The 15,210-nt window shown below is 72.0% G+C and carries 13 protein-coding genes; 10 read left to right on the forward strand and 3 right to left on the reverse strand.

Annotation, left to right across the window (positions count from 1 at the left end; all coding sequences use genetic code 11):
* The first annotated feature begins 21 nt into the window (after positions 1-21).
* From MFF22_RS21245 to MFF22_RS21255, 3 genes are all read left to right on the forward strand, one after another.
* On the forward strand, positions 22-1,296 hold the full coding sequence (locus tag MFF22_RS21245; protein ID WP_238252533.1) for a glycosyltransferase family 4 protein: 1,275 nt from the start codon (positions 22-24) through the stop codon (positions 1,294-1,296).
* Positions 1,297-1,402: 106 nt separating this feature from the next.
* Entirely contained in the window at positions 1,403-2,797 is a 1,395-nt protein-coding gene (locus tag MFF22_RS21250) for an O-antigen ligase family protein (protein ID WP_238252534.1), read from the forward strand.
* Between the two features lie 68 nt (positions 2,798-2,865).
* On the forward strand, positions 2,866-3,555 hold the full coding sequence (locus MFF22_RS21255) for an FkbM family methyltransferase (protein WP_238252536.1): 690 nt from the start codon (positions 2,866-2,868) through the stop codon (positions 3,553-3,555).
* 234 nt (positions 3,556-3,789) lie between these two features.
* Here MFF22_RS21255 and MFF22_RS21260 read toward each other — a convergent pair whose 3' ends face one another.
* Positions 3,790-4,995 carry an acetate/propionate family kinase gene (locus MFF22_RS21260; RefSeq protein ID WP_238252538.1) on the reverse strand — a complete coding sequence of 402 codons (1,206 nt, stop codon included), beginning with the start codon at positions 4,993-4,995 and terminating at the stop codon, positions 3,790-3,792.
* A 259-nt stretch (positions 4,996-5,254) separates the two neighbouring features.
* Here MFF22_RS21260 and MFF22_RS21265 point away from each other — a divergent pair, with 259 nt between their 5' ends.
* The 3 genes from MFF22_RS21265 to MFF22_RS21275 all read left to right on the forward strand — a co-directional run bounded on the left by MFF22_RS21265 (position 5,255) and on the right by MFF22_RS21275 (position 6,851).
* Positions 5,255-5,884, forward strand: coding sequence for a hypothetical protein (locus MFF22_RS21265; RefSeq protein WP_238252540.1), 630 nt, complete (start codon positions 5,255-5,257; stop codon positions 5,882-5,884).
* Positions 5,885-6,001: 117 nt separating this feature from the next.
* On the forward strand, positions 6,002-6,391 hold the full coding sequence (locus MFF22_RS21270) for a response regulator transcription factor (protein WP_238252543.1): 390 nt from the start codon (positions 6,002-6,004) through the stop codon (positions 6,389-6,391).
* Positions 6,392-6,506: 115 nt separating this feature from the next.
* On the forward strand, positions 6,507-6,851 hold the full coding sequence (locus MFF22_RS21275; protein ID WP_238252544.1) for a DUF1476 domain-containing protein: 345 nt from the start codon (positions 6,507-6,509) through the stop codon (positions 6,849-6,851).
* Between the two features lie 90 nt (positions 6,852-6,941).
* Here MFF22_RS21275 and MFF22_RS21280 read toward each other — a convergent pair whose 3' ends face one another.
* Positions 6,942-9,392, reverse strand: coding sequence for a phosphoketolase family protein (locus tag MFF22_RS21280; RefSeq protein WP_238252545.1), 2,451 nt, complete (start codon positions 9,390-9,392; stop codon positions 6,942-6,944).
* A gap of 134 nt (positions 9,393-9,526) precedes the next feature.
* Between MFF22_RS21280 and MFF22_RS21285 the strand changes: the two genes are divergently transcribed.
* The 4 genes from MFF22_RS21285 (at position 9,527) to MFF22_RS21300 (ending at position 11,905) form a co-directional block, all read left to right on the forward strand.
* Positions 9,527-10,171, forward strand: a complete 645-nt coding sequence (locus MFF22_RS21285; RefSeq protein ID WP_238252546.1) for a BON domain-containing protein — start codon at positions 9,527-9,529, stop codon at positions 10,169-10,171.
* 18 nt (positions 10,172-10,189) lie between these two features.
* Positions 10,190-10,555 carry an SPW repeat protein gene (locus MFF22_RS21290; protein ID WP_238252547.1) on the forward strand — a complete coding sequence of 122 codons (366 nt, stop codon included), beginning with the start codon at positions 10,190-10,192 and terminating at the stop codon, positions 10,553-10,555.
* A gap of 46 nt (positions 10,556-10,601) precedes the next feature.
* On the forward strand, positions 10,602-10,931 hold the full coding sequence (locus MFF22_RS21295) for a c-type cytochrome (protein WP_370877578.1): 330 nt from the start codon (positions 10,602-10,604) through the stop codon (positions 10,929-10,931).
* A gap of 113 nt (positions 10,932-11,044) precedes the next feature.
* On the forward strand, positions 11,045-11,905 hold the full coding sequence (locus MFF22_RS21300; RefSeq protein ID WP_238252548.1) for a universal stress protein: 861 nt from the start codon (positions 11,045-11,047) through the stop codon (positions 11,903-11,905).
* 54 nt (positions 11,906-11,959) lie between these two features.
* Here MFF22_RS21300 and MFF22_RS21305 read toward each other — a convergent pair whose 3' ends face one another.
* Positions 11,960-14,980 carry a PAS domain-containing hybrid sensor histidine kinase/response regulator gene (locus MFF22_RS21305; protein WP_238252549.1) on the reverse strand — a complete coding sequence of 1,007 codons (3,021 nt, stop codon included), beginning with the start codon at positions 14,978-14,980 and terminating at the stop codon, positions 11,960-11,962.
* Positions 14,981-15,210 lie beyond the last annotated feature (230 nt).

A 15,210-nucleotide genomic window follows, 5' to 3' on the forward strand; every position in this document is an offset into this window, starting at 1 on the left:
CGACAGAAGGGGAGACGGTCCATGCCTCACGACGCGATGCCCGGCCCGGGCGGAAGCGGCCCGCCGCTCCCCGTCCTCGCATGGCACTGGGGGCGGGAGGGGGCCGGCGCCAAGTTCACCGTGGCCCTGGTGCGCGAGCTCCACCGGCACCGCGGCCTCGCTGTGGAGATCTGCGCCGCGGAGGGGTCCGAGCTCGCCACAGGGGTACCGTCCGAGCCGGGGCTCACCCTCCACCGCATCCGGACCTTCCGGGGGGACAAGGGCCGCCTCGCCGGCAAGCTGGCGGCGGCGGCCGGGCTCCTGCGCCTGCCCCGCATCGGGCGCGATTTCGCGGCGCGCCTCGAGGCCCGTCCGGGGACGCTCGCCCTGTGCACCTTCCAGTCGATCTGGGACGCGGGCGCGATCCCGGTCCTCACCCGGCGCCCGGGGCGCTTCCTCCTCGTCCTTCACGATGCCCTGTTCCATCCGGGCGATTCCTACCCGTTCCGGACGGCGGTGCTGCGCCGGCAGGTCGCCGCCGCGGACGGGCTGATCGTCCTGTCCGACCACGTCGGCCGCGAGGCGGTGCGGCACCACGCCTTCCCCGCCGACCGGATCTGGACGGTGCCCCACGGCGCCTTCGATTTCGGGGTGCCGAGCCAGCCGCGGACCCTGCCCGTCGACCGGCCCGTCCGCCTACTCTTCCTCGGCCGCATCCTGCCCTACAAGGGCCTCGGGCTCCTCCTCGACGCCTTCGCGAGGCTGCGGGGCCGGGGCGTGGCGGTGGAACTGTCCGTGGTCGGAGCCGGGTCCCTGGCCGAGCATTCCAGCGCCCTGGACCGCCTGTCCGGGATCACCATCGACAACCGTTGGATCGGCGAGGACGAGATCGGGGCGGCCCTCGCCCGGAGCGACGTCGTCGTACTTCCCTACGTCGAGGCGAGCCAGTCCGGCATCGCGGCGGCGGCCATGACCGCCGGCCTGCCCATCGTCGCGACGCCCGTGGGCGGCCTGTCCGAGCAGGTGGCCCACGGCCAAACGGGGCTGGTGAGCGCGGGGGTCACGGCCGGCGACCTCGCGGCCTCGATCAAGACCCTCTGCCAGGATCCCGGCCTCTACGCGGCCTGCTCGGCGGGCGCCATCGCCCGGGCCCGGGCGGAGATGGGCTGGGACCGCATCGGCGGGACGGTCGCCGCCATTGCCCACGAGGTCGCGAAGCGGCCGAGGCGGCGCGCGGCGACGGAGCATCCCCCCTCCCCGGCCCGCGGGGACCGTTGCGAGATCCCCGCGGGCGGGGCCAGGGGCCGGACGGGCTAGAGCATTCTCCGCCGGAGTGGACGCCGGTTCGGCGTGAGAAAATGCGGCAGAATCAACGGACTAGGGGGAAGGCGGACCGTGTCGGCCGCCTCAGGGGGACCAACCGATGGCGGCCACGGGGCACGGACAGACACTCCTTCAGGGCTTCGCCCTGCCGCTCGCGGCGGCGCTCGCCCTGATGGGGGCCCTGGTCGTGGCCGGGAGCGCCGGCACGCTCCTCCCCGTCGCCCTGGCGGGTACCGCGGCGGCCGGTGTGCTGATCGCCGGCTTCGTCCGGGGCGCCCCCTGGGGCATCGCCGCGCTCCTGACGATGGCGCTCCTCGGCCTCAGCCTGAACTTCCGCGTGCGGGGCGTCGGCGAGGTCGGCCTCGACTGGCAGAACGGGGCCAAGCTCGCCACCTGGGTCGTCCTGGCGGGCGTCACGGTCCTGCGCCGCCGGGACCTCGCACCCCTCCTGCGCCAGCCCTGCTACGGTCTCGCCTTCGCCTATGCGGGCCTGGCCCTGGCCTCGACGGGCTGGTCGCAGACCCCCGCCTACACCGCCGCGAACGCCCTCGGCATGGTGGCCTATCTCGGCCTCGCCGGGCTGGCCGCGACGCGGATGGGGGAAGGCGCCGCGCTCCGCACCATGATCGCCGCGATCTCGGTCCTGGCGGCGGTGTCGCTGGCCGGCGGCCTCCTCGTGCCCGACCTCGCCTGGAGCCCCCCTTCGGACGTGGAGGTCAACTACCGGCTCGAGGGCTTCTCCGGCCATCCCAACGCCTTGGGCCAGCAGGCGGCGGTCCTCTGCCTCCTGGCGGTCGCGGCCCGCCGTCTCCGGGCGATCGGAACGGTCGCCTTCCTGGCGGCGGCGGGCCTCGGCCTCGCCACGCTTCTCACCTCCCGCAGCCGTTTCGCCCTCACCGCCTTCCTGGCGAGCTGGGCCTTCGTCGTCCTGCGCCGCCGCCCGGCGGGGCGGGTCCTGATGGCGGGCGGCGCCGGCCTCGCCCTCCTCGCGGCGGCCCTCGTCACCGTCCTGCCCCTGTCCGGGATCGACGCCCTGTTCGATGGGCTCAGCCGCACGGGGGACGCCTCCGAGATCGTGACCCTCACCGGGCGCACCGACCTCTGGGCCGCGGCCGCCGAACTGATCGCCCGGGCCCCGCTCTTCGGCTGGGGGTTCGCCGGCACCGAGGGGATGCTGGCCGACTACGTGCCGCGGAATTTCGTCGGCGCGACGGTCAACCCCCACAACATGGTCATGCAGACGCTGATGTCCCTCGGCTTCCTGGGCTCCCTGCCGGCCTTCGCCCTGTTCGCGCTCCTCGGCGTCAAGGCCTTCGTCAGGCCCGACGACCTGCGCGACCAGGTGGTCCTGTTCGTGCTGATCGACGGGCTCGGGGAGGTCGAGGTCTACGGCACCCCCGTGCTCCTGAACCTCGTCTTCTACTGGGCGCTGGCGCGGGACGCGGCCGGTGCCGCGCCCGGCCGACTTGCACACTACGGGAGGGCTTCTCCATGATGGCCGGACTGGGATCTCTCCTCGGCAGGCAGCCTGCCCTCTACCGGTCGGCGCGGAGGCTGCGTGTCATGCTGTTCGGCCCCGGAGAGCGGGAGATGGCGATGCTCCCCCTTTTCGTGGACCCACGCAGGCTGTCCGTCGATGTCGGCGCCAACAACGGCGCCTACACCCAGGCCCTGCTGGCCCTGGGCGGCCGGGTCGTCGCGGTGGAGGCGAACGAGGTTCTCGCCCGACAGTTGCAACGGATCTACGGGCGGATGGCGCGGGTGATCTGCGCGGCGGCCTCCTCCGAGCCGGGGACGGCGCGGCTGCGCATCCCCCGGCACTGCGCCGGGTTCGGGCATGGCCTCGCTACCGTCGAGGCGGGAAACACCCTGGACGGGGCGGAGGTCGAGGAGATCCTGGTCCGGCGGATCCCCCTCGACGGGATGGGCCTGCCCGCGGTCGGCTTCATCAAGATCGACGTCGAGGGCCACGAACTCGACGTCCTGAGGGGCGCCGAGGCGGTGCTGCGCCGGGACAGGCCGACCCTGCTCATCGAATCGGAGGAGCGCCACCGGCCGGGGGCCGTGGCCTCCGTCCGCGATTTCCTGGGACGCCTGGGATATACCGGGTTCATGATCGACGAAGGCCGGCTGGCCTCCATCGCCGGCTTCGATCCCCGGCGCGACCAGCACGTGCCGCGCAACCGCCTGGGGGACCTGAACGCCGGCCACTACGAGGGGCGGTACATCAACAACTTCTTCTTCGTCGCCTGATCCCTCCCCTCCCCTTGCGCTGGAGGACGGGCGAGGGCGCCCCTCCCGCCGCGAGCCACCGCAAAGCCTCGCTGCGCGCCTCTCCTGCGGCCTCGGCGGGCTCACGGAGGCGGCGGCTCCTGGAGCAGCGACCGATCACGTTGAGGCGGCCCCCAGCCTCTCACCTCATCCTGAGGAGCCCGCGTCAGCGGGCCTCGAAGGAGGGCTCCAGCCTGCCGCGCGATCGCTTTAGCCCTACCCGGTGGAGAAGCATCCCGGCCCCGGCACCGGGCCGGAGCCGGCCACAAGCCGGTCGGTCGCCCTGGCGATCGGCCCCTCCTCGTCGGCCGGCACGACATGGACGGCGACGCCCGACCCGTCCCGGCTGATCCGACCTTTGCCGGCGGCGTTGCGGGCCCCGTCGAGGGCGATGCCGGCCCAGGCGAGCCCGTCGCAGATGGCGGCCCGGATCGCGGGGGCGTTCTCGCCGATGCCCGCCGTGAAGACGAGGGCATCCAGGCCGCCGAGGGCCGCCATCAGCGAGCCGGCCTCGCGCACGGCGCGATAGGCGAAGAGGGCGAGGGCCTCTTCGGCCCGGGGATCGTCGCTCGCCTGGAGCACCCGCACGTCGTCGGAGATGCCCGAGACGCCGAGCAGGCCGGAGCGGGCGTTCAACAGGTCCGCCACGGCGTCCGGCGCGAGGCCGCGCTCGCGGATGAGATGGAGCACCAGCCCCGGATCGACGGCCCCGGAGCGGGTCCCCATCATCAGCCCATCGAGGGCCGTGAACCCCATCGTGGTCGCCACGCTTCGGCGGTCCTTCAAGGCGCAGAGGCTGGCGCCGTGCCCGAGATGGGCGACGATCACCCGCCCGTCCGCCCGCTCGGCATCGATCCGCGGCAGCGATGCGGCGACGTGCTCATAGGACAGGCCGTGGAACCCGTAGCGGAGGATACCCTCCTCCGTCAGGGCGTGCGGGATCGGGAGGATCTGCGCGAGCCGGTCCTGGGTGCGGTGGAAGGCGGTGTCGAAACAGGCGATCTGGGGCAGCCCCGGCCACGCCCGGGCCACCGCCCGGATCGCCCCGAGGTTGTGCGGTTGGTGGGCCGGCGCCAGGGGGGTGAGACGGTCGAGGGCAGCCAGGACCGCCCCGTCGAGGCGGATTGGCGCGGCGAAATCCGGGCCACCATGGACAACCCGGTGGCCGGCGGCCCTCAGGCTCAGGCGCGGCGCGCGGGACAGGGCCGCGATGAGCCACCCCACGGCCGCCTCATGATCGGCGTGGGGCTTGGCGGGCGCCGCCTCGATCACGCGAGCCTCCGGCCCCGCCACCGTCACCCGCGCGTCACCGCCGATGCCCGAGACACCGCCCCGGCACAGGGACCGGAGGGACCCCGCTTCGTACAGCGCGAATTTGAGGCTCGACGAACCGGCGTTCAGGACGAGGAGCGTCGGAATCACGGGAATGTTCCTTCTCGCGCGGCCCGGGCCGGCCTGCCATCACCCCTTCGGAGGTGACGGCTTCGGCGTCCGTCCGGCGTTGATCCAGCGCAAGCGACGCCTCACCCGCTCCGCATCCGAAAAGTCCTCAGGACAATACGATGCGTCCTTGCCACAGGGTGGCGCCAATCGAATTCAGTTTAGAGAAAGCAAGTTGGCATCATGTCGCGGTCGATATATCGTCGACGCTCAGACCATCCGTGAAATGCACTGAGTGGTTATGCGAATCCCACTGTCCGTGGCCGCCCTCGTCTTCGCGTCGCTTCTGGCGACCGATGCCCGGGCGCAGCTCGTGAGCGGAAACAACAACGGCAATGCCGGCAGCGGGGTCGGAAGCAGCAACGGCAATGGCAATGGCAATGGAAACGGCAGCAACAACGCCGTCTCCACCGGGAACCTGACCAGCGCCGTCAATATTCGCAACCACCGACAGGCTCCGGCGATCGTGGCGCCGGGTCTCGCTGCGGCGGGCATCGAGAGCTGCCTCGGCAGCACGAGCGTCGGCGGGGCGGGTCCCGGGTTCGGCGTGACCATCGGCGGCACGACGACGGATCGCGGCTGCAACCTGCGCCTCTATTCGCGCACCCTCTACGCGCTCGGGCACCGGGTCGCGGCGACCCAGATCCTCTGCAACGATCCGGACGTGGCGCAGGCGCTCCTGGCGGAGGGGATCCGCTGCCGGGTCGGTGTCGGCGCACAGGTCCAGGAGGCCGCCGGGGGCTTCGTCGCGGGTGCCGTCGCCGACGGTGGGGCGGACATCGCGGGCGGCTACGACGTCGATGCCGCGGAACGGGATCCAGGCACGCCCCGGCGCCGGTCCAGGCGAACCCGGGCGGCGGCCTCGCCCTGATGCGCCGATCCCGGGCGCCAACGCGCCGGGAAATTGAGGTACGTCAACGCGGGCTCCAGAAGCTCTCACACGGTGTCGGTCCCGAACTCCCGGACCCGAAGGCCGTCGGCGCACGTCATGGAGCCAGAGAACGCGATCCTCGTCTTCGTCGTGGATGACGACGTCGCCATCCTGCATTCGACCCGCTTCTTCCTGGAATGCGAGGGCCATGCGGTCGTGACCTTCCGCGACGGACCGACCCTGCTGGCCGCCTTTCCGGGCCCGAGCCCGGATATCGTCCTGCTCGACCACATCATGCCCGGCATGGACGGCCTGGAGGTGGCGGCCCGCCTGCGCGATCTCGACGTCCGGGTGCCGGCGGTCCTGATCACCGGCCATCCCGATCCGGCGATCCGGGTGCGCGCAAGGGCGGCCGGGATTCCGGTGGTCGAGAAGCCCCTTGCCTGCAACGCCCTTCTGGGCTTGCTCGCCGCCTATGGCGCCCGGCGGAGCGCCGCCCGGGATTGACCGGCCGGCAGGGTTCCGAACGTTGATCTGCCTCAAGGTTGCGGGCCCTCGCCCGGCGGAGACTCGTCGCCTGCGACGGGAGAAGCCCCCGGCGGTCCTTTTGCGGAGGTGTCCCATGACCACGTTCGACGAGCGGGAGCGGGCCTTCGAGCGCCGCTTCGCCCAGGAGGAGGAACACCGGTTCCACGCCCGCAACCGGCGAAACCGCCTGCTGGCCATCTGGGCCAGCGAGCGGATGACGCTCGCGGGACAGGCGGCGGAGGGCTACGTCACCTCCTTCACCGAATGTGCCGTCGTCACCGACGACGACACGCTGGTCGAACGGCTCCGGTCCGATCTCCGGACTGCCGGCATCGAGGCGACGCCCGCGTCGTTGCGGGGCGAGATGGAGCGGTGTGCCATGCTGGCCCGATACGAGCGGCGCTTCGCCGACGCCCCCAATCAGGGCTCCACGGTTTAAGGGAGGGTCCGATCAGGGCCGCCCGTGTCGGAGGCATCGGCGGGCCGGGCACGAGCCCGCGGTCCGGCCAGCCCCCGGCGGGCGGCCCCATCAGGCGCCCATCGCCAACCCGTCGAGCGTCGCCTCCGGCGCGGGCCGCCCCGGCCAGCGCCAGTCCCGGATGGCGGGCGGATCGTCGCCGGTCAGGCGGATATGCGCGGCGTGTGCGGCGAGGGCGTCCCGGAGCGCCTGCTCGGCATGCCCGGCCCGGCCGCCCAGGTGCGGCACCGCCCGCAGGGCGGCGAGGGCGAGGTGGAACCGGTCGAGCCGGTTCATCACGCACATGTCGAAGGGCGTCGTGGTGGTGCCCTCCTCAATGAAGCCGTGGACGTGGAAGTTGGCGTGGTTCGCCCGCTTATAGGTGAGGCGATGGATGAGCCACGGATAGCCGTGATAGGCGAAGACCACCGGCCGGTCCCGGGTGAGCAGGCTGTCGAAGGTTGGATCGTCGAGGCCGTGGGGATGGATCTCCCGGGAGGGGAGCGTCATCAGGTCGACGACGTTGACCACCCGGATTCGCAGGTCCGGCAGGTGGATGCGGAGCCAATCCACCGCGGCCAGGGTCTCCAGGGTCGGCACGTCCCCGGCGCAGGCCATCACCACGTCGGGCTCCCCCTCGCCCTCGTGGGACGCCCAGTCCCAGATGCCGATGCCGGCGTCGCAATGGCGGGCGGCCTCGTCCAGGCTCAGCCATTGCAGGGCGGGCTGCTTGCCGGCGACCACGACGTTGATGCGGTCGTAGGTGCGCAGGCAATGGTCCGCGACGCAGAGCAGGCAGTTCGCGTCCGGCGGAAGGTAGATCCGGGCCGTGTCCCCGCGCTTGTTGGCCACGAAGTCGATGAAGCCGGGATCCTGGTGGCTGAACCCGTTGTGGTCCTGCCGCCAGACATGGGATGAGAGCAGGATGTTGAGGGAGGGCACCGGCCGCCGCCACGGGAGGGCCCGGGCGGATTTCAGCCACTTGGCGTGCTGGTTCACCATCGAATCGACCACGTGGGCGAAGGCCTCGTAGGTGGCGAACAGCCCGTGCCGGCCGGTCAGCACGTAGCCCTCGAGCCAGCCCTCGCAGAGGTGCTCGCTGAGCACCTCCATGACCCGGCCTTCGTGGGCGAGGTGGTCGTCCCCGGGCCGGATCGCCTCCTGCCAGACCCGGTCGGTGACGGCGAACACCGCGTCGAGCCTGTTCGAGGCGGTCTCGTCGGGGCCCATGATGCGGAAGTTCCGGGCCCCGGCATTCAGGACGAGGGTCTCGCGCAGGTAGGTCCCGAGGGCCCGGGTCGCCTCCGCCGTGCCTCGGCCGGGATCGAGGACGGCGACGGCGTGGTTCCGAAGGTCCGGCAGCCTCAGGGGCTGGCACGCATGGGCGTTGGCATGGGGGTTGGCCGAGATCCGCCGACTCCCCCTGGGCGGCAGGGCTGCGAGGTCGGGGACGAGGGCGCCATCCCCGTCGAACAGCTCCTCCGGGCGGTACGAGCGCATCCACGCGTCGAGAATGGCGAGATGGTCCGGGTTCTCCCGCACCGCCGCGACCGGCACCTGATGGGAACGCCACGTGCCCTCGACGGGGCGGCCATCGACGGTCGCGGGCCCCGTCCAGCCCTTGGGGCTGATCAGGACGATCATCGGCCAGCGGGGCCGCCCGGCCGTGCCGGGCCTCGCCCGGATGCTCGCGATGGCGTCGAAGGCCTCGTCGAGGGCCGCCGCCATGGCCTGATGCATCGGGGCGGGTTCGCTGCCCTCGACGAAGATCGGCGCATAGCCGTAGCCGGCGAGGAGGCTGCGCAGCTCCTCCCGGGGCATCCGGGCGAGGACGGTCGGGCTGGCGATCTTGTAGCCGTTGAGGTGGAGGATCGGCAGGACGGCGCCGTCCGTCTTCGGGTTCAGGAACTTGCTCGAATGCCATGAGGCGGCGAGCGGACCCGTCTCGGCCTCGCCGTCGCCCACGATGCAGGCCACGACGAGGCCCGGATTGTCGAGGGCGGCCCCGAAGGCGTGGGCGAGGGCGTAGCCGAGTTCGCCCCCCTCGTGGATCGAGCCCGGCAGGTCCGGCGAGGCGTGGCTCGGGATGCCCCCGGGAAACGAGAACTGCCGGAACAGCCTCGCCATCCCGGCGAGGTCCCGGGCGACATCCGGGTAGGTCTCGCTGTAGGTGCCCTCCAGATAGGCGTTGGCCACGAGGCCCGGCGCCCCGTGGCCGGGCCCCCAGACCGCCATCACGTCGAGGTCGCGCTGGCGGATGACCCGGTTGAGATGGGCATAGATGAAGTTGAGGCCCGGCGTGGTGCCCCAATGGCCGAGGAGCCGCGGCTTCACGTGCTCCGGTGCCAGCGGCTCCCGCAGGAGCGGGTTGGCCATGAGGTAGATCTGCCCGACCGAGAGATAGTTGGCGGCGCGCCAGTAGGCGTCGATCCGCCGGAGGCTGTCCTGCCCGAGGGGGCCCGGCACGAAGGGCCGGTCGGGCCCGGCCTCCGGGGCCGACCCGGGTTCTCGCCTCGCATCCATCTCGCCCTCCCGGGGGGATTCGCAACCTGAAGCTGAGCGTGCCGGTAGCGCGTGCCGCAGGCGTTGAGGTGGATCAAGGCGCGGGCGGGGGCGCCCCTGCACCATGGCTCCCATCGGCAGGACGGGAGCGGACGATGGACGACATCACCGTACGGCGGCATGTGCTCGACGAGCTGGACTATGCCCCGATGATCGATGCGGCGCAGGTCGGCGTCACGGTCGAGAACGGCATCGTGACCCTCTGCGGCCATGTGCGGACCTATGCCGAGCGGGGCATCGCCGAGCGGGTGACCCGGCGGGTCCGGGGCGTGCGGGCGGTGATCGAGCAGATCGAGGTCCGCGCGCCCGGGGAGCCCCTCGTCGGCGACGAGGCCCTGGCCGAGCGCTGCGCCCAGGTCCTGGCCTGGGACACGCGCATCCCGGAACGGGCGATCACCCTCAAGGTCGAGAAGGGCTGCGTCACCCTGGAAGGCTGCGTTCCCCACTATCACCAGAAGGCGGCGGTCGATCAGGCCCTGCGCCGCCTCGCGGGCGTGACCGACATCGTGAACCTCATCGCCGTGAAGCCGCCGGTCTCCCCCACCGAGGTCCGGAACAGGATCGCCGCGGCCCTGAGGCGCAGCACGAAGGACCCGGACACGATCCGCGTGCACGTCGATGGCGACAGGGTGATCCTCGACGGCTGCGTCGATGTCTGGAGCGAGCGCGAGATCGCCGAGCGGGCCGCGTGGTCCGCCCCGGGGGTTCGCGCCGTGGAGGACCACCTGACCCTGGCCTGACATCGATGGGAGAACGCCATGCGCATCGTCAACGAGCCCGAGGACCGCTTCCTGTCCGGATGGAGCCTGATGCTCGGGATCCTGCTGGCCGCCGCCCCGTGGTACCTCGGCTTCGCGCCGGACCGGGTGCCCGCCTGGAACGCATGGGCCTGCGCGGGGGCGGTCATCGTGCTGTCCCTGCTCGCCCTGGCGCAGGTCCACGCATGGCTCGAATACCTCACCGCCGCCATCGGCCTCTGGCTCTGCGTGGCGCCGTGGGCCCTCGGCTTCGGGGGCCGGATCCCCGCGGCCTGGACCCATGCCGGGTTCGGCCTCGCCCTGGCGATCTCCGCTTTCTCCGAACTCTGGCGCCTGCGGGAGACCCGCACCTCCCGCCCGGTCTGAGCCTCGCCCACCCTTTTCCCCCTGCCCGTCACGCGATGAAGGCTCCATGCGCCCGATGATCGGCCTCCTCGTCGGCGCCCTCGCGCCGGTTGTTCTTCCGGCCACCGCCTTCGCCGCCTTCGACCTGCACGTCCGGCAGGGCGAGGGCCTGGCCAGGACCCATTGCGCCCGGTGCCATGCCATCGGGCGCACGGGGGACAGCCCGTTCGGGGAAGCGCCGCGCTTCCGCGAACTCCACACGCGCTACCCCGTGGAGGATCTCGGGGAGGCCCTGACGGAGGGCATCAGCACAGGTCACCCGGCCATGCCGGAATTCCGCTTCGATCCGGATCAGGCCCAGGACCTGATCGCCTACCTGAAGTCCCTGGAACGCTGAGGCGTCGTCCGCCGCCATCCGGGAAAACGCTTCAGGTCGTTGTATTTCCACAGAGATATCTTCCGCCGGACCGGGATAGGCCCCGGCCGGGGATGTCGCCAGGGAGCACCACGATGTACCTCCGCTGCCTCCTCGTGCCGACCGCTCCGGGCCTCGACGCGACGCGCCGCCTGGATGCCGCCCTGCGGCTCTGCCGCCGCCTGAACGCCCATATCGGCGTGGCCTTCATGGCGCCCGGCCCGGCGGAGGTGCTCGCCGGGATCGCGAGCCTCGGCCCCATCGACGGCTTGGCGATCTCGGCCATCGCCCGGGGGGTGCGCGAGGCCGCGGCGGAGGGCGAGGCGGCCCTCCGGGCATGGTGCGCCCGGGAGGGCGTACCCCTCACCTCCCGGCCCGAACGCCTCGATTCGACCTTCGCGAGCTGGACCGAGCACACCGGCGAGGTCGAGCCGCTCCTGACCCTCGCCGGGCGGGTCAACGACCTCGTGATCGTCGACCGGCCGGACCCGGAGGAGCCGTTCACCGGCCGCGCCTTGGACACCGCCCTGTTCTCCGTCGGGCGGCCGACCCTGATGATCGGGCAGAGCGTCCCCGCCGACCTCCTGAGCCACGTCGTGATCGCCTGGAACGGCAGCCTGGAGGCGACGCGCCTGATCGGGCAGTCGATCACCCTGCTGCACGAGGCCGGCCGGGTTACGGTCGTCCACGCCGAAACCGGCCGTCGCACCGAGATGCGGGCGGCGGACTTGAGCGCCTATCTGCGCTGGCACGGGATCGTGGCCGAATCCATGGCGCTGCCGGTGCCGGAGGGGATGTCCGTGGGCGCAGCGATCCTCGGTGCGGCCGAGGCGCAGGGCGCCTCGATGCTGGCCCTGGGCGCCTACACCCACAGCCGGGTGCGGGAGCTGCTCCTCGGCGGCGTCACGCGGCACGTGATCGAGAACGCCCGGATGCCGGTGCTCATGGGCCACTAAGCGCAACGGCGCCGGCGGCTCCCTTCCGCGGGACCGGAGCACGGCGGGACCCGGTCAGGGCGGAGTCTCACTGTGCCGTGGGGCGGTGCGGTCCGGCGGTTCGGCCGCCCGCTGGATGTCGGCTCGCGCCGCGGCGGCGGCGGTCCTGGCCCGGGACAGGACGGCCGCGAAGCGCCCCAGCCCCTCGGCGGCGATCCGGCCTTCCCCGAAATCGTCCACGTCGCGGCAGGCCTGCGAGAGGTGCGTCAGCCCGACCATCGCGGCGGCGGCGGTGAGCGAATGGGCCTCGAACCGCACCCGGTTGCGATCCTCGGGCCGGTCGATCGGGCCGGTGAAGGACCGCGCCAGATCCCCGTCGAGGATCTTCATGACATGCAAAAGCCGCTCGGGCTTGAGGTGGCTCACGAGACTCCCGCGGCGGTCCTGGGTCGGGACGCGTCCGGGCTCCGGGCCGGGCGAGCCGGCTCCGGCGGGAAGCCAGCGGTCGATCGTCCGCAGCAGGCCGACCTCGTCGAAGGGCTTGCCGATATGGTCGTCCATGCCGGCCTCCTGGCAGCGCCGGACCTCCGCCGGGAGCACGTTCGCCGACAGGGCGATGATAGGGATGCGGGCCTTGCCGTCGGGCAGGGCGCGGATCGCCCGCGTCGCGGTCAGCCCGTCCATGCCCGGCATCTGGATGTCCATGAGCACGGCGTCGAACGGTTCCGCGGCGGCGGCGCGGATCGCCTGCTCCCCGTCCGAGGCGACGACCACGGAATGGCCGGCCCGTTCGAGCACCGTCAGGGCGAGCTCCTGGTTCACGAGGTTGTCCTCCACGAGGAGGACCCGCGCCCGGCGACACGGCGGGAGGGCGGGCAGGAGAGGCGCCACCTCCTCGGGGCCAGCCCGGGGCAGGCGCAGGGTGAACCAGAAGGTCGAACCCGGCCCGCCCGCGCTCTCGACGCCGATGGTCCCGCCCATCAACTCGACCAGGGCCTTGCAGATGGCGAGCCCGAGCCCCGTGCCGCCGAACTCGCGCTCGATGGAGGCATCCATCTGGCTGAAGCGCCGGAACAGGCGGTCCCGCTTGTCCGGGGGGATGCCGATCCCTGTGTCGCTGACGGCGAATCGCAGGTCCTCGCCCTCCGGCCCCGATGCTTGGTGCCGGACGCTCAGCGTCACCGTGCCGGACGGGGTGAACTTCACCGCGTTGTTGAGGAGGTTGAGGAGGATCTGCCGCAACCGCGGCTTGTCCCCGAGCAGGGCGAGCGGCAGGCGCGGATCGAGATCGAGGTGCAGGGCGAGGCCCTTCTGCTCCGCGAGGCTGCGGACGATGGAGACGCAGTTGTCCGCAAGCGCCCAGGGCGAGAACGGGCCGGGATCCAGGGTGACGGCGCCGGCCTCGATCCGTGCGAAGTCGAGGACGTCGTTGACCACCATCAGCAGGGCCGATCCCGCGGACCGGACGAGTTCCGCATGCCGCCGTTCGGTCGGCTCCAGTCGGCCCGACCCGAGCATCAGATTGGTGAAGCCGACGATGGCGTTGAGCGGCGTGCGGATCTCGTGGCTCATGGTGGCCAGGAACTCGCTCTTGGACCGATTCGCCCGCTCCGCCTCCTGGCGGGCCTCGATCAGCGCTCGCTCGGCTTCCTTACGGCCGGTGATGTCCAGGGTCAGGCCGATCACCCGGCCGGTCCGGGCTCCGGCCTCGGTCTCGACGCGGCCGATCGACAGGAGCCAGCGGACGCCGCCAGCCGGCAGGGGGACGCGGAACTCGATCTCGTAGGTGCCCCCGGCCGCGACCGCGGCGGCCAGTTCGCCGATGACGCGCCCGACGTCGTCGGGATAGGCAAGCCGGCTCCACTCGGTCTCGACGTCGATCTCGACCTCGGCGTCGGGCAGGCCGTGCTGCCGGGCGCATTCCGCCGACAGGCGCACCCGGCGCGAGGCGATGTCGTAGCTCCACGTGCCCGCCCGTGCCGCCCGCATCTGCGCGGCGTGGCTCTGGCGTTCGGACAGGTCCATCGCGATGCCGAGGAAGCCCAGGGCCTCGCCGGCCGGCGACTTGATCTCCGCCACGTTGAGCAGGACCGGCAGCCGCGTGCCGTCCTTGGCGATGTAGGTCCATTCCTCCAGGTTCGCCTTGCCGTGGCGTCCGTGCGCCACGAAGGTCTCCGGCCCCGGCGCGATCGCCTCGCCGTATTCCAGAGAGAGGATGCGTGCCCGCTCGGCCACCTCCGCCGGATCGTGGAAAAGCATCGGGGTCGCCCGGCCGACCACCTCGTCCGCGCCGTAGCCGAGCATCCGCTCCGCGGCGGGGTTGAAGACGGAGATCACCCCGTCCACGCCCGTGGCGATGATGGCGTAGCCCGCATGGGTCAGGATCGCCGACTGGGCCGCCACGACGGCGCGCAGTTCCGCGGTCCGCTCCGCCACCTCGCGTTCGAGGTTGGCGGTGAGGGCGGCGACGCGCTCCTCGTGCGCGACCCGCTCGCCGATGTCGCGCATGAGGCTCGCCACGCCCACCAGCGTGCCCCCGGCCGTGCGGATCGGCGAGGCGCTGGCCAGGACATGCACCATCCCGCCATCGGCGCGCATGCGCAGGGTCGCGTGGGCGGGGACAGGCTCGCCCCGGCCGATCGCCGCCAGGGTCTCGGCCTCCTCCACGCGGAGATGGGGCGGAAAGATCAGGTCGGAGGCCTTGCGCCCGATCGCCTCCGGGGCGGGATACCCGAACAGGCGCTCGGCGGCCGGGTTCCAGTCGGTGATGGTCCCGTCGAGGGCCTTGCCGAGGATGGCTTCGTCCGCATTCGCGACGATGGCGGCAAGCCGGCTGGTCTCGGCGGTCGAGAGCCGGTCGCGTCGGCGCCCGGCGAGCAGGAGATAGGCGAGGCTGGCGCAGAGCAGAGCGAGGATCAGAACAATCCCGGCCACCGCCAGGGGCCGAATCGGATCGAGGCGCTCGGCGAGGGTCGCCATGCCGACGGCCAGACACACCCCGACGAGGCCGACGCCCCCGGCCACGGCCGTCGGCGACATCCGCTGCACCCCATCGGACAGGAGCCTCGCCGGCGAAGGCCGAAGCGTCGTGGCCATGACCGCCATTCCTTCCGGGCTGCGCCCACCACCGCAGCTTAGGTTCCTCCTCCAAGTCTCCGGTAGCAATAAATCTTGGTCTTATACAAAAGTATAAGACCATTCGGCCGATCTATGAATATAAATCGCTTAAAAAAATCGAGATGAAACAGATCGCCTCAATCGTCGGCGAGAGCGCTGATCCGGTGGCCGGACCGGTCATTCATCCGGAAACGGGAACCGGTTTCCGG

This window comes from Methylobacterium persicinum (assembly GCF_022179525.1).
Lineage (GTDB): Bacteria > Pseudomonadota > Alphaproteobacteria > Rhizobiales > Beijerinckiaceae > Methylobacterium > Methylobacterium persicinum.

Coding starts and splice junctions, on each gene's coding strand:
- MFF22_RS21245 (WP_238252533.1), top strand. CDS start 22: ATGCCTCACGACGCGATGCCCGGCCCGGGCGGAAGCGGCCCGCCGCTC.
- MFF22_RS21250 (WP_238252534.1), top strand. CDS start 1,403: ATGGCGGCCACGGGGCACGGACAGACACTCCTTCAGGGCTTCGCCCTG.
- MFF22_RS21255 (WP_238252536.1), top strand. CDS start 2,866: ATGCTGTTCGGCCCCGGAGAGCGGGAGATGGCGATGCTCCCCCTTTTC.
- MFF22_RS21265 (WP_238252540.1), top strand. CDS start 5,255: ATGCGAATCCCACTGTCCGTGGCCGCCCTCGTCTTCGCGTCGCTTCTG.
- MFF22_RS21270 (WP_238252543.1), top strand. CDS start 6,002: ATGGAGCCAGAGAACGCGATCCTCGTCTTCGTCGTGGATGACGACGTC.
- MFF22_RS21275 (WP_238252544.1), top strand. CDS start 6,507: ATGACCACGTTCGACGAGCGGGAGCGGGCCTTCGAGCGCCGCTTCGCC.
- MFF22_RS21280 (WP_238252545.1), bottom strand. CDS start 9,392: ATGGATGCGAGGCGAGAACCCGGGTCGGCCCCGGAGGCCGGGCCCGAC.
- MFF22_RS21285 (WP_238252546.1), top strand. CDS start 9,527: ATGGACGACATCACCGTACGGCGGCATGTGCTCGACGAGCTGGACTAT.
- MFF22_RS21290 (WP_238252547.1), top strand. CDS start 10,190: ATGCGCATCGTCAACGAGCCCGAGGACCGCTTCCTGTCCGGATGGAGC.
- MFF22_RS21295 (WP_370877578.1), top strand. CDS start 10,602: ATGCGCCCGATGATCGGCCTCCTCGTCGGCGCCCTCGCGCCGGTTGTT.
- MFF22_RS21300 (WP_238252548.1), top strand. CDS start 11,045: ATGTACCTCCGCTGCCTCCTCGTGCCGACCGCTCCGGGCCTCGACGCG.
- MFF22_RS21305 (WP_238252549.1), bottom strand. CDS start 14,980: ATGGCCACGACGCTTCGGCCTTCGCCGGCGAGGCTCCTGTCCGATGGG.